Source organism: Sphingobacterium griseoflavum, assembly GCF_014653155.1.
Taxonomy (GTDB): Bacteria; Bacteroidota; Bacteroidia; order Sphingobacteriales; family Sphingobacteriaceae; genus Sphingobacterium; species Sphingobacterium griseoflavum.
Genome location: NZ_BNAF01000006.1, coordinates 122,665 through 143,896, shown reverse-complemented (window position 1 = coordinate 143,896; position 21,232 = coordinate 122,665). Strand labels below are relative to the sequence as shown.

9 protein-coding genes are annotated in these 21,232 nt (G+C 45.8%); 1 reads left to right on the top strand and 8 read right to left on the bottom strand.

All coding sequences use genetic code 11. The features are described 5' to 3' along the window. Nucleotides 1–78: 78 nt before the first annotated feature. The 8 genes from IE165_RS09360 to IE165_RS09325 all read right to left on the bottom strand — a co-directional run bounded on the left by IE165_RS09360 (nt 79) and on the right by IE165_RS09325 (nt 17,655). Nucleotides 79–2,724: a glycoside hydrolase family 3 C-terminal domain-containing protein gene (locus tag IE165_RS09360; RefSeq protein WP_229826483.1), complete on the bottom strand. Its 2,646-nt coding sequence runs from the start codon at nt 2,722–2,724 to the stop codon at nt 79–81. Nucleotides 2,725–2,773: 49 nt separating this feature from the next. Then, on the bottom strand, nt 2,774–4,873 hold the full coding sequence (locus IE165_RS09355) for a hypothetical protein (protein WP_189626352.1): 2,100 nt from the start codon (nt 4,871–4,873) through the stop codon (nt 2,774–2,776). 8 nt (nt 4,874–4,881) lie between these two features. Next, the gene (locus IE165_RS09350; RefSeq protein ID WP_189626351.1) at nt 4,882–6,834 is read right to left on the bottom strand and encodes a sialate O-acetylesterase; all 1,953 of its coding nucleotides are present in this window, start codon (nt 6,832–6,834) and stop codon (nt 4,882–4,884) included. Nucleotides 6,835–6,837: 3 nt separating this feature from the next. After that, nucleotides 6,838–8,202 (bottom strand): glycoside hydrolase family 43 protein, encoded by a 1,365-nt coding sequence (locus IE165_RS09345; RefSeq protein ID WP_189626350.1) that lies wholly within the window; start codon nt 8,200–8,202, stop codon nt 6,838–6,840. Nucleotides 8,203–8,235: 33 nt separating this feature from the next. Further along, nucleotides 8,236–9,801 (bottom strand): glycoside hydrolase family 43 protein, encoded by a 1,566-nt coding sequence (locus tag IE165_RS09340; RefSeq protein WP_189626349.1) that lies wholly within the window; start codon nt 9,799–9,801, stop codon nt 8,236–8,238. A gap of 100 nt (nt 9,802–9,901) precedes the next feature. Then, entirely contained in the window at nt 9,902–12,361 is a 2,460-nt protein-coding gene (locus IE165_RS09335) for a glycoside hydrolase family 95 protein (RefSeq protein WP_189626348.1), read from the bottom strand. A 45-nt stretch (nt 12,362–12,406) separates the two neighbouring features. Beyond that, complete coding sequence (locus IE165_RS09330) at nt 12,407–13,234, bottom strand: alpha/beta hydrolase (RefSeq protein WP_229826482.1); 828 nt, start codon at nt 13,232–13,234, stop codon at nt 12,407–12,409. A gap of 314 nt (nt 13,235–13,548) precedes the next feature. Next, a complete protein-coding gene (locus IE165_RS09325) occupies nt 13,549–17,655 on the bottom strand; it encodes a two-component regulator propeller domain-containing protein (protein WP_189626346.1) in 4,107 nt (1,368 codons plus the stop codon). A gap of 417 nt (nt 17,656–18,072) precedes the next feature. Here IE165_RS09325 and IE165_RS09320 point away from each other — a divergent pair, with 417 nt between their 5' ends. Further along, on the top strand, nt 18,073–21,231 hold the full coding sequence (locus tag IE165_RS09320; RefSeq protein WP_229826481.1) for a SusC/RagA family TonB-linked outer membrane protein: 3,159 nt from the start codon (nt 18,073–18,075) through the stop codon (nt 21,229–21,231). Nucleotide 21,232 lies beyond the last annotated feature (1 nt).

Below are 21,232 nucleotides of genomic sequence, written 5' to 3'. Positions count from 1 at the left end.
ACGTATCACTAGTGGATTTGGCCAGTTTTCAAGCCTTCTCCCCGCGTGCATGGAACTGCCCTTCTGTCTCCGGTAACGTTATAGCACCTGAACACTAACGCTTTTTAAATTTCCCTCATCAGACGTCCCCCCATACAGTAGCGTGTAATTTCCCGGTTTGAGCGTTAAGCCTCGCTTTGAACGATCATAAAACATGAACGCTTCTGCACCGATAGACAATTTCACTTGTTCTTTTTGTCCTGCCGCCACAGCTACTCGTTGAAATGCCTGCAGTGATTTGTTCGGTGCGTTGGGGTCATCGTTGCGACGTACATAAACCTGTACCACTTCCTCGCCATCTACCGCAGAACTGTTTTCTACGGGCAAAACAATTTCAAGTCCGTTCTTACCATCGATCTGCACTGGCACCTTGAGAGGCTTATCATACCGGAACTTTGAAAAGCTAAGACCATGACCAAATGCGTATAATGGTTTATCTTTCATGTAGCGGTATGTCCGGCCCTGCATGTCATAATTTTCAAAACCCTGCCGGGAACTATCGTCCTTCGTTAGGGCATTATCCAATTGATCCAGCGATTTGTAGAACGTGACTGGAAGCCTTCCAGCCGGATTATAATCACCAAACAGAACGTCGGCAACTGCAATTCCTGCCTTTTCGCCGGCATACCAAGCACACAACAGCGCATCATAATTTGATTCATCCTGCGCCAATGCAAGCGAACTCCCGGTACACAGCACGAATGTGACCGGTTTACCCGTCTTGCGCAATGCCGCTAATAACGCGCGTTGCACTTCGGGCAAATCAATCGCCGTTCGATCTCCACCCCGAAATCCATCAAAGTCAACATACATTTCCTCACCTTCCAATTGCGGAGAAAGCCCGCCCACATAGATGATGGCATCCACATCTTTCAATCGCGCAGTAAGTTTAGAAAATTCTGCACGCTCTTTTCTGTACACGGAAAGTCCAATGATATTAATCTTACCCATTTGCCGGTGTTCCATAATGATTGGATATGATTTGCCACGCTCTACCTTTATAACATACTCCTCGCCCTGTATAGCAGATTCGCCCTGCTTTCGCGCAACTTCCTTTCCGTCTATCTTCAACACATACCCATCGTATGCATTGGCTTTAAACACAACCTCTCCGGTATAGGGTGCCACAAAAATTCCGGAAATACGTGTTGATGTATGCTCCATATGTACGCCTTGCGCCAACGCCGTGCCTCCGCGATTGCTATACTCGATACCGAGACCGTTAATCGTGGTCAGGACAGGATCCCCTTCCAATGAATTGTTGTTGTAGAAGGCTACTTCCAAGCCTTTTTTGCCGTTCTCCTTTGCGATAAACGAATCATAAAGTGAAGTTTTTACCCAAGGGTCGACCAAATCGCTTCCTCTTTCGAAAATTACTTCCGTACCGGGAACTTTCTGACGAATTCCATCAAGAATCGTAACCGTCGATACCGGAGTACCGTTGTAATTCCCCCAAAGCATCAAGCTATCCGTCGCATTGGCACCCACTACCGCAATCCGCTTGAGGTCTTTACGTAAAGGTAATGTCTGCCGGTCATTCTTGAGTAATGTCATCGATTGGCGGGCTACGTCTAATGCCTGTTGCCGGTGTTTGTCAGACGCTACAATATCATAAGAAAGATCGTGCCATGGTGAGTTTTCCGGGGGATCAAACATGCCTAACTGAAACCACCCGCGCAGTACACGGCGTAGCGAAACATCAATCTGCGCCTCTGAAATCAAATTGGCCTTAACAGCTGCTATAAGGTGCTCGTAAGCAGTTCCGCACTCCAAATCTGTCGTTGCGATGACAGCAGCAGTAACGGCGTCTTCAGGTGTTTCGTGCGTTTGGTGATGATCTTTTTCATAAAAGTCATTGATGGCCCAGCAATCGGATACCACCATGCCATCGAATCCCCAGTCGTCACGTAAAATCTGCTGCAAGAGTTTATCGCTTCCGCAGCAGGGCTTTCCTTCAAAAGCGTTATAAGCGCACATCACCTCCTGCACATTACCTTTTTGTACCAAAGCTTTGAAAGCGGGAAGATACGTTTCCCACAGATCGCGCTCAGATACAACGGCATCATAAGAATGCCTATTCCATTCGGGTCCACTATGCACGGCGTAATGTTTCGCACAGGCATGGGTTTTAAAATAGGTTGAATCGTCGCCCTGCAAGCCCTTTACTGTCGCCAGTCCGAATTGTGTCGTCAAATAGGGATCCTCGCCGTAGGTTTCTTGTCCCCTTCCCCATCGTGGATCCCGAAAGATATTGATATTCGGTGTCCAAAAGGATAATCCGTAATAGCGTCCGCGTTCATCCGCTGCGATCGCTTCGTTGTATTTCGCACGTGCTTCATCAGAAATGATGTTAAACGTTTCGTAATGCTTTTCTGTGTTCCAAGTAGCGGCCATGCCGATCGCTTGCGGAAATACGGTGGCTTTTCCCGCGCGTGCAACACCGTGCAAGGCTTCGTTCCACCAGTCGTAAGCGGGGATCTCGAGACGCGGAACAGCCTTGGAGCTATTCATCATCAGTCCGACCTTCTCATCAAGCGAAAGCAGACTCACTAAATTGTCAATACGTTTCTCCAAGGGAAGATCAGGATCCCGAAATGGATATTTCACCGTTTTCGTGCTTTGGCAGCTTGCAAAAAAGGTAAGTGCAGTGAGCGCAAGAAAAAGATACTTCATAGATAATTTCATAAGTGTATACTTTATGGGCGGGGCTGTGCAACGACTCCCTAATTATTTCTTAAGATGAATAATGTATGCGGTAGGTCTTGATGACACCATTGTAGTCAAATATCGCGATAGCAGTCCCGAACCGGTCTGAAGCCTGTTCAACAGATATTTTCACATCGTCATGATCGCTCGTTGCACGTACCGTTGGTACTGCGGTAGAGCTTTGAGGAAGCTTATAGGTGGTTTCGTAGATATCGTACGCTGTGATCCCATTTTGGTTCGTCGATCTGACCGGATGGGATGGCAACTCGATAACTTGCCCGTCTACTGCTATTTTTACTGTCGGAATTTTCGGACGCGCAAGCGGCGTGTTTTTCGAACTAAATCCAAGACCACTCAATTCAAAAAGTTGCTGATCCCCCGATCCTTCCGCTACGAGAAACACAGCATGTTTTTCTTCCAAATCATCTACAAACTGTGACACATCGATCGTGAACCTCCTTTCTTTTGCGATAGTATTAGCCGGCACGGCAATCTCGCCGATCTTTTTCCCTTTCCAGGTTGCGTTATCCCATGGACCATCTAACCAAACATTCACCTTGAAGGCCTCCGTAGTCTTCGGTATCAAAAATAAGTTGAAAGCCGTTTGGTTGCCTGCTGCCGTTCCCTTGAATGCTTTCAGGCCGTGCTGAGCTTTGTCCAAGCCCCCAAATCCAAAATACTTGTATCCAATTATATCGCTATTCTTGACTTTAATAGGCATATGGTTATCCCAAATATCCCACGAATCTTGCTGGCTTCCAACATTTGAAAGGTAGCTTGCATACCCCGCACTGTAGTATTGGTAAGGATCAAGGCCATACATATGAAAACCTTCGGAGGTAACCTCTGCGCCCGTATATTCTTTCCCTTGACGATCTTTTGCTGTCCATTTGTAATCATCCCCATAGGGGTCAAACGCACGTATACGTACCGTACCGCCTTTTGCAACGGGTACCTCGTCCCATTCGACGTGGATAGGTGCAACGACCGCTTGGCGGGCAAAACCAAAATTTCTGGGTGGTCTATGGTAAAAAACATACCATTGATCGTTGATCGACTCGATACTGCCGTGTGTATTATGTCCACCGTTTGTAATTTCCAGTGCCGTTCCGTCTTGGTTCAGCACAGGTCCGCGCGAATCTACGAGCACGCCACCGCTTTTCCATGGCCCCAAAGGAGAATCACCAACCAAATAGCGGAGTGTGGAGTTGGAGCTCCCTAAGCCATACTCGGGGCCTGAATAACCACTGTAAACCGATACATATTTATTTCCCACTTTCCGAATAGAAGAGGCTTCAAAGAAATTAAATGATCCGAGATCCTCGCCGGGGAGGATATGGTTGAATATTGTTCCTGCTGGATCGCGCAATACACCGTATCGTGCACTGGCCGGAATGAAGCGATCAATCACTTGGGTACCTGGACGAACGCTATACATCGTGTTCTGGTCTAACTCTGCTGCTAGCGATCGCTGAAAGCCCCAATAGGCATAAGCCCTAAATCCGATATTAAAATCGCGATCGTTCGGGTCATCAATCTGTTCTATAAAAATAGCCGGATCAAAACCTAATATGCTTCCAGATACCGTTCGAGTTCCATCCTCAGTGAGGTTGATCGGCGTGAAAGGGCCATCCGGACGTTCGCCTTTGGCAACCATTGCTTCACGATTCGGCCCTCGGCTGTGCGGGTATAAGTAGTATTCTTTTGTCCCATCGCGTCGTTTCACTTCTACCAAATCAGGCGCGTACATGACATCCCACTGTCCATCGATTTCGTAAGTGAAAATAGGCCCCTCATCCCGCCAACTGGATAAATCTTCGACAGGGGCCGACCACATGCGAATATCAGGGCCGCAATAGCTTGTGTAGCGCAGATCATGTGAACCGACAATATAAGCGCGGTATTTGCCGGGTTGATCGGGATCTTCGAAAACGCGCGGCTCGCCGTCCGGCAAATGTTCCCAAAGGGGCAAGTACGGGTTCCCGGCGGCTCGGTGGACAAATCTATCTGTCATTTTTTTTGTTGCCGGCGAGGGTGTCTGTCCAAAAAGTGGGTAGACGCATAACATCGCTACGCCCAATATAGCCGATTTATGTGCTACTTTCCATTTTAATCTATATCTTATCATAACTCGTATTATTTTCTAAGTTCATCATGTACTTCCCATTGATCTGTTCGAAAAGGCGAGGCCAGTAAACCTTCTTTATTGATGAGGTTGGCTGCTTCCGGATTATCGCTCCAAGCATACCTCACCGCTACTGGATTTTTGATCTGCGGATGGCTCACGATCACCCGGTCTCCTTTGACCACTGCATTCCCCCAAACGAATTTGCGGTCTTCACCAGCAATCGCGAAGTGCCTTAGCGATTGACCATCCCGACTCGTAAGCCCCCCACCTATTTCCGCAAAATGTAGGACGATTTTGTCCTCCTGTATCTCCATCTGTGTATAAAGGGGCCCGGAGCTAACGATCTTATCTTTGTATACAAGCTTTCGGGCGCCCAAAAAAAGCCGCTTAGCCATATCTTTTTTATTTAGTGGATGGATATCATTCCATTCGCCGATATCGTATGCCACGGCCAATGCCGTATGAGCATCCTGCAGAGCAACCTTAAACTGAGCCTCCCGAATGGCCGCCCATCCGGATTCGGACGGTTGTCGTTGTCTCGCCATAAAATTGGGAAGTTGCATCAATAGGAATGGGAGATCTGGGCGCCGCAAAAGTGTTCTCCAATCATCCAAGAGAAGTTCTAAATAGCGTTGGTAAAATTTCGGTTGCCCACTGTTCGATTCGCCTTGGTACCAAATAACCCCTTTGATCGCATAATCCCGAATAGGGTAAATCATGCCATTGTATAACCCAGAGCCAGCAGATCCGAGGTTTTGAAGGCGATCTTGATAGTTTTTCGCATAACTAAGGTCTATCCCTACCCTATATTTCCATGTGCCGGATAGATCAACTTCAAAACCATCTCCTTTTATCTGATATACTTTCTCGGGAATAAAAGCACCGTTTCCAGCATTTGCGCGTAGCCTAACGGTTATGTTATTCCCGCCGGCGCGCAACACACCTGCCGGTATGTCGTATTTGCGAGGTGGGTACATATATGATGTAGCGCCAACCAAATGGCCATTGACGAACACCGAATCACTATCGGACATGGTTCCCATATACAACTTTGCATGACGTCCTTCTTTATTGTTTGGCACATCAAATGTCTTCCTAAAATAGACAACCCCCTTTGCCTTAATGCCCTGTGAGAGCCAATCGCCGGGTATCTCTACGCTACCCCAATCGCGATCGTTCCATTCGGGCTTTATCCATTTGTCGATCCCCTTGTCCTGGCCTATGATGCGGAGATTATCCAACGCATCTCGGTCAACCAAAAGCGAGGGGAATTCTTTCAGGCTTTCCTGGCTGATCCAGCTTTCGATATGGCTACCACCAAGACTCGAAACCAGCATGCCTACCGGCACGCCTGTATGCTGATAGGCTTCCTGCGCGAAAAAATAGGCAAGCGCTGTCCAGCTCATCACATCGGATGCGATTGCAGAATGCCAGCTGGCACCCTTCCCCATATTCTCTTGCACAGACTGTACGCTATTTTGCGTGGGCACCTTAAAATAGCGGATCATGTGGTTGTTCGACACATTGATCTCGGGATAAGCATCAACCAGTCTTACAATAGGTGTTTCCATGTTGGACTGCCCAGAGCAAAGCCAGACATCGCCAATCAGCAAATCTCGGATAATGATTTCATTGATTTCCATGATAAATGGGCCACCATGTGGTTGAGGAGGCAACTCGACCGCCCATGTGCCGTCGGCATCAGCCTCAGTCTCATAATATACATCGCGAAAACGTACCGTTACCTTTTCACCGCTATCAGCCCATCCCCAAATGCTAAGCTTGGTATCCCGCTGCAATACCATGCGGTCGCTTATCAATTCGGGAAGCCGGACAGATGCCTTCGCAGATAGCGGTACACACAGCGCTATAACAGCCGTCATGGCGCAAAGAATCTTTAACAACGATTTGCGCTTACAGTTAAACAGCCCGATGCTATAAAAGCTTAGATGATTCGCCATATGCTAATCTTTAACAAATTTCCAGCAATCGAAGTACATCACATTGGAAGGGACTTGTCCTTTAAACACAAAATAGAGATCATGCTTACCAACAATCGTTTGCCGTAATTTTGTTTCTACCAATTGCCATCGGTTATCGCCACCCGTTAAAGGTACTTTCACCGTTGCAAATAGCTTTCCTTCTACTGATCCGCTTCTAACCTCCATTGTAATGCCACTGTTATGTGTGGTACCCACGCGCGCAACAAAAGTAGACGCCCCCGTTTGTCCGAAATCTACGCTTTTGACACGCGTGTACGCTCCATCTACTTTTGCTTTGATAAATACGCCCACTTTCCCGTTTTGAAAGGATTTTACATTTTCTGACCAATTTATCGTTTCCGCCTGCGTAAGCTCATAAGGATTGATGGTCGCTATTGCTTCGGTGATACCATCCGTCATTTTCATCGGGTCAATACTCCCGTCTTCGTTAAATTGAAGTTCTTGAACCGCAACAGAACGTGTAAATCCACCACCTCCAGGTAATGCCCCATTATGATAGAAAAAATACGTTCTCCCCCGAAAATCGATTACGCCGGGATGATTGGTAAAAGCTCGGCCTTCCGCAGGCATGACAATTCCTCCATACGTCCATGGGCCTTCGGCATATTTGCTCGTCGAATAACCGATAAATTCAGGTAGTGGGCCTCCCGGCCAAAATAGGTAATAATGATCGTTCCTTTTATACAGCCATGGTCCCTCTTCATACTTCGATGGCCGCTCTGGATCACCATCTCGTTTCCCGAAAGATGCCTCCGTCATAGGAACTTCGACAATATTGCCTTTGTAGGAGATCATATCTTCATTGAGCTTTACATATTTTAATTTGGGATTGCCCCAGTACATATGTGCTTCGCCGTCGTCATCAATAAATACGGTCGGATCAATATCCCCCCAGTCACTTTGAACAAGCGGTTTACCGAGGGGATCATAAAAGGGGCCCAATGGCGTATCGCCAACAGCAACCCCAATTGCTCCTTTGTTATTGAATTTGGATATCGCCGGTACATAGAGATAAAATTTTCCATTTTTCTCCACACATTGTGCCGCCCAGGCATCTCCTTTGGCCCATTCGAAATCGGTATAGCGCAATATGACGCCATGATCGGTCCAATTAGCCATATCATTCGTAGAATAGACCCTCCAGTTATTCATATTGAACCATGTCGATTCATCTTCATCGTGCGTGGTGTACAGGTACAAGCGATCGTTATATACTAAAGGTGCTGGGTCGGCCGTATACGTAGTTTGCACAATAGGGTTTTGCCCAAAAACTCTCCCAGTGAGAAATATAGACAACGCTGCACAAAACAAGGTGCGTTTTTTCATTGATCACGTTTTTTTTAACACAAGAGCGATTAACTAAGGGGTGATTTTAAAATAATCAAAATCAACGTAGCCACCTACAACCTTGGTGGCGTAGTTAAATAGGCCAAAGCGATAACCCATAAAATGTGGAATCGTATAGGCCATCTTTAACGGCGTGCCGATTGGAATCCAATTTTTCCCGTCAAGACTATAGAAGAAGTTCGCTATATCTTTTTTGTTGGTAAAGTCACATGCGGCTTTCAAGTATACTTTTTGCTTATCTAAAGGTATCTGTGCAGCTTCTTCCGCTGTTCCCGTCGTCGCGTTGATCATCACTAGCAGCTTTTTGTTTCCATCCATGCGCACACCTACCAAACCATAATTTTTTTGTAGTAAGGAAAGGCCTGCGAAATCGCCATCTTGCATGTTCGATAGCTCCAAGGCGGTCGAAGCAGTAGAAGTAGGTCCAAATGTCCGTTGCGTCAAGGTATTTCTTGCGTGTAAAAAATGTTCGTCAACACGTCCTGTTTTGAGCCGCAAAAAGCCTTTGCGCTCTGTTACCGACCATAGATCATCAGCCGGATTATGATTCCACTGCCAAACGAGCGGCAATGCAGGATCTCCATTTTTCCGGTTAAAGTCATCCGAATTAACAATTCCTGGTATCAATCCCTTGCTGGCAGGTAGATTAAGTTCGCGGGGGACTTTTCCCGCTATTCCCAGCATGGGCCATCCATCTTCCCATGTCACAGGTACCAAGAAAGGGATGCGGCCAACGGCACCGTGATCCTGAAACAAATAGGCGTACCACGTACCATCCGGCATGTCGATGAGCCCACCTTGGGCCACACCCTGATCCTGCAAAACAACACGACCTTCGTACGGTCCTTCCAATTTGTCGGCGCGGTGTACGATCACGGTGCGCATGCCACCAGGAGGCCACGATATATTAAACAGGTAATATTTACCGTTGACTTTAAAAAGTTGGGAACCTTCTGCTGGAAGACCGCCTTGTTTATCTTTCGGTGTACTAGGCAATGTGGCGTTCTCGATCAGCACGCGCTGTGTCTCAGGCTTAATACCTGAAAAGTCGGATTCCAGCTCGACTATATTTAACTTACCTCCGCCCCATATCATGTAGATTTTGTCGCCCTCAAAGAAAAGTGTGTGATCGTGCATCATGGGTTCGAACTCCTTAGCGGTCCAAGGCCCGTTTTCTATGTCTTTCGTCATGTATACGTAAGTTTTCCCTGTCGTTTGCGCAAACGTACTGACGTAATACATACCATTGTGATACCGGAGACTGCTTGCCCAAGACCCTCTGCCATAGGTACTTTTGCCGTTATGTAGATTAAGTTCATCCATATCCTGTAAAGACGTATGTCCGTACCCAAACAATTCCCAATTGACCAAATCTTTAGACTTCATCAAGGGCAAGCCGGGATTTAGGTGCATCGTTGTACTGCTCATGTAGTATGTGTCGCCTACCCGGATTATAGACATATCTGGGACGTCGGAAAAAATTAGCGGGTTTGATGCCTTCTGCGCATACACATCGATCAGAAAGAAAACAAGACCTGTGTATAGCAGAATTCGAAGTTTAGCTGTTCGCCTGTTCATATAAATGTGTTACTATGTTATTTAATATCTATTTTTTTTTGTTATGGTCGTAGTCTACAAAGACGGATAGTGTTGTACCAAGCTTTCGTTTATCGTGCTTTCAATTCGCCCTTGTAAAACTATAGTTTCTGTTAGGTACCGTCTTCACATCGTATTCAAAAACTTTCCTCAATGTATTCCCCTTTAAGGTTGCATCCGAAGCAATAACCGCGTCAAGGCCCTTTATGGCGGGATGAAGCAAGTAGTTTGTGTGCACCCCTTGAGCCTCTTGCAGTCCTTTACCATGCAATGGTACGTATGAACGCAACCTCAGATTTCCACCGATAGCAGATCGCACAACTACCTTTTGCACATCACCATGCACCCAATCTATGTCGACCTCGAAACCACCACGTGCCTTGATTCCGGACACGCCACCCGTATGCCAAACATTCGGCAGCGCAGGCAACAGGTGCACTGCACCATCATGACTTTGAAGCAGCATCTCGGCAACACCAGCGGTCAGTCCAAAATTTCCATCAATCTGAAATGGCGGATGCGCCGTGTACATATTCGGATAGGTTCTCCCGTCCTTATTGTCACTGTTTAAAATCGTCAACATATTTTTGATAATTTTATACGCATGATTTCCATCCAATAGACGCGCCCACAGATTGATTTTCCATCCAATAGACCAGCCCGTAGCTAAATCTCCCCGGTAGTTAAGTGAGTTTCGCGCCGCCTCAAATAATTCAGGCGTGCGGTAGGGTGATATCTGATTGCCGGGGTATAGTCCATAGAGGTGCGATACATGTCGGTGTTCATTTTTCGGGTCGTCGCGATCTTCTAGCCATTCTTGCAACTGTGTATACTTACCGATCTGCATCGGCGGCAGACGCTTAGCCATCGCGCACAGTCTTTTCCGGTAATCGACATCCTCTTGCAATATTTCGTTGGCAAGTGCAGTACGTGTCAGCATATCAAAGGCCAGTTGGTTGTCCATCGTGACACCTGCTGACAGCGGGCCATGTTCCGGCGAAATCGAAGGCGCTAATACCATCCAGCCCTTTTCCTGATGCGCCGGATGAGGAATAAGTGTGGTCAGCAAAAAATCGGAAGCTCCTTTCATCACCGGATATATGCGACGAAGGAAGGACTTATCTCCTGTGTATAGATAATGTTCCCACAGATGTTGTGTCAGCCAAGTCCCACCGGTAGGCCACATTCCCGCCGACGCAAAATCTATTGGGCTCGTAACTCGCCATATGTCCGTATTGTGGTGCGCTACCCAGCCATCGGCACCATACAATATCTTCGCGGTACCTTTTCCACTTTCACTCAGTTCTTTGACCATCTGGATGAGCGGTTGATGTGTTTCTGATAAATTCGTGACTTCTGCAGGCCAATAATTCATCTCCGTATTAATATTGATCGTGTACTTACTGTCCCAGGCAGGTTGCGTTGAGTTATTCCATATACCTTGCAAGTTTGCCGGTTGTCCTCCGGGCTGCGAGGAACAAATCAATAAGTACCGACCGAATTGCGTCAATAAGGTGACGAGTGATGGGTCCTGTGTACGCTGAAATTCCTGTATACGAACCGGAGTGGGTTTCTCCATAGCTTCTTCTGCTTGTCCTAGATGTAGTTTAAACCGGCTAAACTGCTTGCCATAGCCCGCTATATGTTTTTTAATTGCTGATTTATAAGAGTTTTTCATTGCTTCCTGCAATTTGGAATCGGCACGCTGCACATGATCAGCTCCTACAGACGTATAATCCTCGAAATTCGTTCCGATAGAGATATATAGTCGCACCGATGTAGCGTCCCGGACGCTTAATTTGTTCCCTGTGAGACTAACTTTTCCATCACGGGACTTTACTGCAGCATGCGTCTGATAAACTATCTGACCAGCAATACCTTCATGGTCGTCACCCCTGCCTTCGAGTATTAAACGGTTTGCGTGGCTAAAGATCCGATGCTTTGCCATACTGGTGTAGCTAAGATCAAAACTCAATGCTCCTTTTTTACTGGCTGTTAATTGCATGATAATGACATCGTCAGCAAAAGATGAGAACGTCTCTCGCGTGTACTGGACACCGTCGACGGTATATCGCGTTAATGCCACAGCGTTCTCTAGGTTCAATTCGCGGTAATAATCCTGAAACTCTTCGTGGCCAGGAAAATCTAAAATAATGCTTCCTGCGGTCTGAAACGGCATCCCGTGCGTCTTGGTGAAAAAATCCTCATTGATTCGCTTTTCTGCTTCGCGTGTCTCTCCTTGAAAAAGCATTTGCTGTACCGCTCGAAGTTTGCCTTTCGCATGACCATTGTCATTTCGGTAGGGTCCACCTGCCCATATTGTTTCTTCGTTAAGCTGGAGTTCTTCGCGCTGGGGTATCCCGTATATCATTGCGCCCAACCGGCCATTTCCGATAGGTAAGGCTTCCTCCCAAATTTTAGCATTTGCGGGTTTATCGTACCACAATTTCAAAGCTTGTCCCTGTCCAAAAACAGGATACGTACATAAGAAAGATATGCTCGCATATAATACAGAAAAAAAGATGGCGCGATTTAGGTTCATAAGTTGTTTTTGAGATTACTCGTTCAATGTACGATCTTTACGTATTTAGTCCATTGAATAATTAATGGGACTTATATCCTTCAGCCTATTATAGTCTACTTCCTTAAAAAGCAATTGGGAAACCATGTAGAGGTCATTCTTCCACACGTTAAAATCATGTCCACCTGGTTCGATATAAAATACATGCGGAATAGCATGTTCGATGAGGTATTCGTGTGTACGCCTGCTATTGCCGATCAAGCGATCTTGATCACCGCAGGATATCCATAACAACTTTAGTTTTTGCTTGGCTTCCTGTGGTCTTGGCATTAGTTGTTCAGGGACACGCGTGTTTGGCGCTGACGAAAAGCCTCCTACCCATGCGAAATAATCCAGGTTTCCCAATCCAAAATTAAGCGCTTGCCCGCCCCCCATAGAAAGGCCGAAAATGGCACGATGCTCGCGATCGCTCTTCACAGGGTAATGCGCTTCGATAAAAGGGATCAAATCCTGCAGTAAGTCCTTTTCGAATGTAGCGAATGCTTCCACTTTTTCTGGCGCCATGATATTACCTGTTGCTCGATCATCAAGCATAGCTCGACCATTGGGAAACACAACAATCATCTCTTCGATTTTTCTATCCGCATACAAATTACCTAAAATGATATGCGGCGCGCCATGATTGAGCCATTCCTTTTCATCCCCCCCTATCCCGTGCAAAAGATAAAGTACAGGATACTTTTTCTTGTCGGAATATTTGGGCGGCAGGTAGACCATCGCTTTTCGTTGTGTGCCTACCGTTTTAGAAAAATAAGCGACACTGTCCACTACACCGTAAGAAGCACCTTCCTTTATCAGGTCGAATCCTACCGGCGCTGTATGTTGGGCTTTCATAGTCGCGCACCATAATATGGCTCCGCAGATTATACATGTTATTTTTATCATAGTCGGTTTTACTGTTTTGACTAGCGGTTTATAGGCATTTTATTGCTATGCCCCTATTATCGACATCGAAATTTAGTTGGTCTATACCGACTGTTTCTTTTGCTGATATGTTAAAGGTCTACACCTCTAGGGCTATTTTAAGCCGTGCAGGATAACCAAAGGTAGCTTATCAACTGTCTTTTGGCTGAAACATATGAAAAAAATAGAGGTAAAAATGTTTAAACCAGCTTATATCTTATCCGACATCACATGCAAGCATACCGTCAAACTTTTTTCACTTTTGTTTTCTTTGCCGATATAAACTCGGACGGTGTCATTTGATATTTACTTTTAAAAACTTTGGTAAAATAATTCGGATTTGCAAAACCAGTTTCGTAAGCAATTTCCGCAATATTCTTATCGCTTTTCTCTAGCAATAGCGCAGCCCGTTCCAGTTTAGCAGAGCGTATAAAATCTACCGGTGTCATCCCGGAGTACTCCAGCAACCTATTGTATAGCGACGCTCGACTAATTGCTAAATGCGCACTTAAGCTTTCTACAGAAAGTTGCGGATTGTCCATGTTTGCGTATACGTAACTGAGTACGTTCTGCAGGAATTTATCTTTTTCGGAAACAATCTCCAATTCGGGGCCCACCATGGAAACTTGCCTGCTGTACACATCTTTGAATGCTTGGTTTAAAATCAACAAGCTGTTGATTTTAGCAAACAGCATAGCATTGTCAAAAGGTTTGGTGATGTAGTCTATTGCTCCAGATTCCAATCCGCATATCAGTCCATTTTCGACCTGTGAGGCCGTCAAAAGGATAACAGGGATATGTTTTGTTCGTTTATCTTGCTTCAGGTTTAATGCCAACTCCATTCCGTTCATTAACGGCATCTGTACGTCGCTCACCACGATATTGGGGTGATGGAATAGGGCTTTTTGCCAGCCTTCTTTTCCATTGGATGCCTCGTAAACCTGATAATCGCGTTCCAAAGACTCTTTTAGGAAGCATCGGAAATCCTCGTCGTCCTCAACAATCAATACGCTAGGTTTTTGAATCACATCAACTTCCATATTTCCCGTTTCATAAATTTGATCCGATTCTTCCGAAACGACGTTATCGCAAGGAATTTCCCGAGCCCGATCCAAAAGCAGGTTGAATAGAAAGGCACTACCATTTCCGACTGAACTATGTACTTCAATATCGCCTTGGTGCATGTTTACAAAAGTCTTCACGATAGAAAGTCCTATTCCTGTTCCTTGGTTCAACACGTTGCCCTGCGTTTCATGTTGGAAAAAACTTTCGAAGATGGCCTGTTGTTCTTTCTCCGGAATCCCGATTCCCGTATCTTTTACCTGAACATATACGCGAACCTGATCACCTTCCGTAACCACGTTGATCAAAGAAACAGCTATATCTCCACCTTTCGGTGTGAATTTAAATGCGTTTGCTATCAAATTGAACAATATGCGCTCCACCTTGTCTGGGTCGAACACGCAATAAAGATCTTTTTTCGTTGTAGCGAAAGAATAGTCGATTCCTTTGCTCATCGCCATATCTTTGAAAGATTGAAAGACTTCCTCAATAAATGCGACAAAATTGCCTTCCGCACGATGGAGTTTCACTTCGTGTTCTTCCATTTTCCGGAAATCCAAAAGTTGATTCACCAAGTTTAGCAAACGACGTGCGTTCCGTTTAATTAGGCTAAGCTCCGTTGAGCGCTTATTCGAGGACTCCATGGCCAGCAGATTATCGACAGGGCCGACAATCAACGAAATAGGCGTTCTGAACTCATGACTAAGATTAGTTAAAAATTTTATTTTCATACGGTCGAGCTCATGCCTCGTTTCAGCTTCCCGTTGTTGCTGCTCAATTTGCTGTTTGGCTTGAATACGCTCCTGTTCCAAAGCAAATTTTTGTTTTAACCGTCTAATGCCGCGATCGCGAATAAAAAATAATATCGCAAAAAACAGGATCACATAAAAAACATAGGCATATGCCGTACGCCACCACGGTGGCGCAACAAATACATCAATGGACTTGATCTCGTCGTTCCAAACACCATCATTATTGCTAGCCCTTACCTGAAAAACATATTTACCGGGGTCAAGGTTCGTGTAATATGCGCTGCGCTCCTTTCCCGCGGGAATCCAATCTTTGTCAACACCCTCTAGACGGTATTGGTATTGATTGTCTTCTGGAACCGTCAGGTTTAGCGCGGTAAACGAAATAGAGAAGTTCTGCTTATGCTCTAGGTGTATTTCTTGTGCCGTTAAGAGGGATTGCGTCAGTATGCCGTCTTGCGAAGGCTGAATGATTTTATTGTCAATTCTAAGGTCTGTGAATGCAACGATTGCGCGGTTCGTATTCATCTTTAGCTGATTGGGATAAAAATGGTTGAACCCGTTCTGACCACCAAAAAACATCTCGCCATCAGATAGTATTAATCCGGAGCCCAGCATGAAAGCCCCCTCTTGGAGTCCTGCCGATCGGGTATAATTTTTAAATACGCGATTATCAGGATCGTAGCAGCTTAAGCCTTTGTTGGTGCTGAACCATATTCGTCCCGACTTGTCTTCAACAATACTCTGTATCACGCCATTGATCAATCCATCTTTTTCAGATAGGCTTTCAAATTGATCTTGTCCAGGTCTCAATAAACCGATTCCGTTGCCATTGGTTCCAATCCATATGCGCTGTCGGGCATCGATATGGATGGATAATACATAATTGCTGGGCAAATTATTTTTTTCTTTGTCAAAGAAGTGATTGATTCGGCCTTCTGAATTATACATCGATACGCCTGAACCGTATGTAGCAATCCACATATTCCCACGCTTGTCTTCCGCGAAGGCACGTATAAAATTCCCCGGCGGATTAGGATAGCCTTGCGTGCCGCGAGTTGCAGCAGTATATTTAGCGATGCTCCCTCCCGCATCCAAAACATTGATCCCCCCACCATTTGTGCCAATCCAAAGTCGGCCATAACGATCTGATTTTAGACAGAAGATATCCGGATTGGTTAACTGGTTGGCCTGAGCACCTGCAGGATAATGTGTTATTTTGTCCTTTTTAAGATCCAATTGGAACAGCCCATCCTGATAGGTACCGATCCACAGGTTTTCGCTGCCGCGTTCCAATGTCATCACCGTCAGATCCTCGAACTTTTTATTCGCAGCTCGGCCAATATGGAGGGGCTTCAGATGGTCAGATGCACGGACATATTGGAATACCCCAGCTCCATCCGTACCGACCAATACGCGGTCACCATATTCTGCGAAAGACGTAATCATGTTCTTTCCTGAGCTTTGGTCGTGTAATATATCCACACTTTTCAAGTTAAACTGGCTAAGATTGGTATCGTATTTACTGAGTCCTCCCTGAAATGTTCCCACCCAATAGATACCGTATGGATCTACATGTATCGATCGGATAGATTTATGGCTCAAACTACGGATATCCATGGGCTTTGGCAAAAACGTCCGCACCGTGAAATCGTCGGTATCTATAACGTCCAATCCGTTATCTGTACCTACCCACAAGCCTCCCTTATCGTCGACAGCTAGCGCATAAACCATCCTATTATCTGCTCCCATTTTGCCGTTCGAATGGTTAAACCGGGTAAATACAGCCCCATCCTGATCCAAGTAAAACAGGCCATTTCCGGAACCTGCCCATATCCGTCCGCGTGTATCTTCGGTGATCGCAGTTATTTCGAAAGCGTTGGCGTTTGACGTGTTCTGCTCAAGCAGTTCATCGTGCTTTACCGCTTTTAGATCACTAGAAAACTTATAAATGGATCCATCTGCAGAAAGCCACATGTTGTTGCTTCGATCCCTGTAAACGTAACGTGACACTGCCCCAGAAAAGATTTGTTGGATTTTTTTATACGCTTCGGAACAGGGCTGACTCGGATTACGCACATTGATTACAAACACTGCTCCGTAGGAACATACCCAGACATTGCCATTTTTATCGGTCGAAAGTGCCGTGATGGCCGTACTGATTGGCCTACCTTCGGGCGTATGCGTGTATGCTTTAATTTCATCCATCTTTCGGTCGTAGAAACTTAAACCTCCACCATTCGTACCAATCCAAATCTGACCCTTCGCATCCTCACACAATGACGTGATGTGATTGGTTTGTAGGCCTTCCTCGACATTTGCATCGTAGCGATAAACTTTATACGAAGATCCATCAAACCGTGTCAGCCCATCCTCTGTGCCAAGCCAAATAAATCCATAACTGTCGCGCAGAATCGCGTATATCGTATTGGAAGATAAGCCATCCTTTGAATAGTACCGCTGAAACGAAACTGGCCACTCTTGTCCTAAACTCGTTAAATGAAGAAATATACAAATAATGATGATTAGCGGTTTTCTCATGATCTATGATTGGTATTGATGTCTAAAATATTAAATAAAACCTTTAGACCGCGATCAAATATGTTAAAAAAGACTATTTTAAAGCATTTTAGACATTCTTATCATTTATTTTGACATATATACCACCAGCGCTAGCGGTGTCCCTGTACCTTTGATTACAGATTATAAACATTTATTTCGGAGTTGTCAGAAAACAGAGAATGTCATGGTTCTTCTGTTTTCTGACGACTTAAAATAAGCACCGTTAACCAAATTTAATTATAAACATATGATAACCAGTTTACCTGACCCGTAGGCATAAATGCCTATATCGAGCTAGGCTTAAAAGCACTTTTTTAACAGCTCGATATAACATTGCTACCCAAATTATACAATAAAGACCTAAAACGTAAGACTAACCAATCAATTGTCAATGCTATGATGAAAACAATTCCCATTGCACTTATTAGGCGTTGGAAAAGAGTATGGCACCACTATGGATATGCAATATTCCTTCTTTTTCTATGCTTTACGCGCCCTATGCCGTCAATGTCTCAACAAGAACGGCAGGTAAAAGGTGTTATATTGGATGCACAACAAACACCTCTTGAGGGCGCTTCCGTTAGTATCAAGGGGACAAGCGTCGGTGTTTCTACAACCATTAGCGGTACGTTCACCATTCTTGTGCCGCCAGGAAAAAACACCCTAGTCATCTCCAATCTCGGATACCGATCCATTGAAGTAGAAATAAATGGTAGAAACGAGCTCCGCATTGTGTTAGAAGACCGAAGCGTCGAAATTGAAGAAACCGTAGTCGTAGGTTATGGCAAGCAGCGCAAGGAGAGTCTGGTTGGCGCCATAACGCAAACCTCTGGCGAGGTCTTGCAGCGAACCGGCGGCGTGACAAACTTAGGCATGGCATTAACAGGAAATTTACCGGGACTTGTGACATCCAGCTCATCAGGAATGCCGGGCGCAGAAGACCCGGAGATATTGATCCGTGCACAAACATCATGGAACAGCAGCGCCCCGTTGATCTTGGTCGACGGTGTCGAGCGGTCGATGAGTGCTATCGACATTGGATCGGTGGAAAGTATTTCCGTGTTGAAAGATGCTTCGGCGACGGCTGTCTTTGGGGTAAAAGGAGCTAATGGCGTTATCTTGATCACAACAAAAAAGGGCCAAGCCGGAAAAGCTACGATCCAAGGTCGCGTCAATACCACCGCAAAGGTTGCTTCACGGCTACCCGCGAAATATGATTCATACGATGCGCTCGCGCTGCGCAATAGGGTCGTAGAAAATGAACTTTTGGTCGAAGAAATCGGTTGGGGAAACATGCGGCCAGAGGAGATCCTGTTAAAATACCGCTTTCCGGCCAATGCCGAAGAATGGGATCGCTATGCAAACGTAGACTGGGAGAAAGAACTATTCCGCACACATGCCATGTCATACGGTGCGAATGCTAACGTATCTGGAGGTACAGAGTTCGTCACCTACTTCGGTTCGGTAGATTATGTGAAGGAGGGTGATTTATTTAAGTCATTCGAAAACAACCGGGGCTATACGTCAAACTATGGCTACAATCGCGTCAACGTACGCAGTAACTTGGACTTCAGCCTAACACGTACCACCAAACTATCCACGAAGCTATTCGGCTCAAACGGTGTTCGCCAATTTCCTTGGGGAGCAGATTCCAATAACGATAATGCCTATTGGGCCTCGGCTTATCGTACGGCTCCAGACGCCATGCGTCCCGTGTATGCCGATGGAACATGGGCTTGGTATGCGCTACGCAACGCTGACGTTCCTAATTCCGTATACAATCTTGCGGTATCAGGACTGGAAAAGCGTACCAATACGCAATTGACCACCGACTTCATCATTAACCAAGAGTTGAGTATGCTCACAAAAGGATTGAGCTTACGGGCAAATTATTCGCTCGATAATACCTTCGTTGAACATGAAAGAGGGATAAATGACTTGTACAACGGTCCGCCTCGAAAATGGATCGATCCAGAAACGGGTAACACGGTTTGGGAAACACAGTTCGATGGCAGCACACAACTGGATTACGCCAATCGGATACGATGGACTACCGCTTCCGGTGCCTTGGATAAAGGGGCCACTTACCGGCGCATCAATTACTCCGCACAACTAAACTATAATAGGCAATTTCATAAGCATGAGGTGGGCGCAATGGGATTGTTTTTACGTGAAAAATTTGCAACCGGTAGCATGTTTCCGCGCTACCGCGAAGATTGGGTTTTTCGTACCACCTATGCCTATGATTCGCGTTACCTTTTTGAAGCGAATGGCGCGTACAACGGTTCGGAGATGTTCGGGCCGGACTATCGCTTCGATTTCTTCCCTTCGCTGTCGGCAGGATGGATTATAAGCAACGAGGCATTTATAAAAAAATTGCCATTCATTAGCAACTTGAAGGTTAGAGCATCTTGGGGTAAGATTGGCGATGACAACGTGAGTGGTCGTTGGTTATATAGAGATCAATGGGTGTATGGTGGCAATGCACAAATGGGAAGCCCCATCCAAAATACACCCTTCCCATTTTACCGGATCAGCGATCTAGGCAACCCAAACATTTTTTGGGAAAACGTCGAAAAGCGTAACCTCGGTGTGGATTATGCCTTCTTGAACGGTATGTTTTCAGGTAGCGTCGATTTCTTTCGGGACTTAAGAACAGATATCATTATAAATGGCGACGCACGTGCAATTCCAAGCTATTTCGGGCAAGCGGCGCCTAAAGCTAATTTGGGCAGTATGCGTGGAAAAGGCTACGAATTCGAGCTAAATTTTAACCGAAGATTTGCGAGTGGATTCCGCTTATGGATAAACACCAACATCACGCATGCTGTGAACGAAGTGCTTTTCCGCGACGACCCAGACTTGTTGCCCAACTATCAAAAACAAGCCGGCTGGCAGCTAGGGCAAACGAGAAGCCATATTGACCATGGTCATCTTGCCAGTTGGGACGACATTTATGGCAGTACCGAACGGACATCCAACAACCATCTGAAGCTACCCGGGGATTACAACATCATAGATTTTAATGGAGATGGTATTATTGATCGTTTTGACACTGCTCCATACGGATATTCGGGATCACCGCATAACACCTACAACGCCAGTATTGGAGCGGAATGGAAAGGCTTGAGCTTGTTTTTGCAGTTCTATGGCGTAAACAATGTATCCCGAAATGTGCAGTTCCCTACCTTCAATACCTATTCGGGTTCTAATGTCGCCTTTGTAGAGGGCACATATTGGACGCGAGAAAATCCGGCGGGCAGCCTTCCGCTCCCACGCTGGGGAACAATCGTCCCAGAAGGTGGAAATGGCACCCGCTACATCTATGACGGCTCGTACTTGCGTTTAAAAAATGCCGAAATCGCGTACACGTTGAATAGCGCTGTTACCAATAGGCTTGGTGTCAATGCATGTCGCCTCTATGTGAACGGTAACAATTTGCTGTTATGGACGAAAATGCCTGACGACAGGGAATCAAATTTTGCATCTGGCTCTTCAGGTGGCGCCTACCCTACCGTGAGGCGCTTTAATTTAGGTTTAGACATCACCTTTTAAT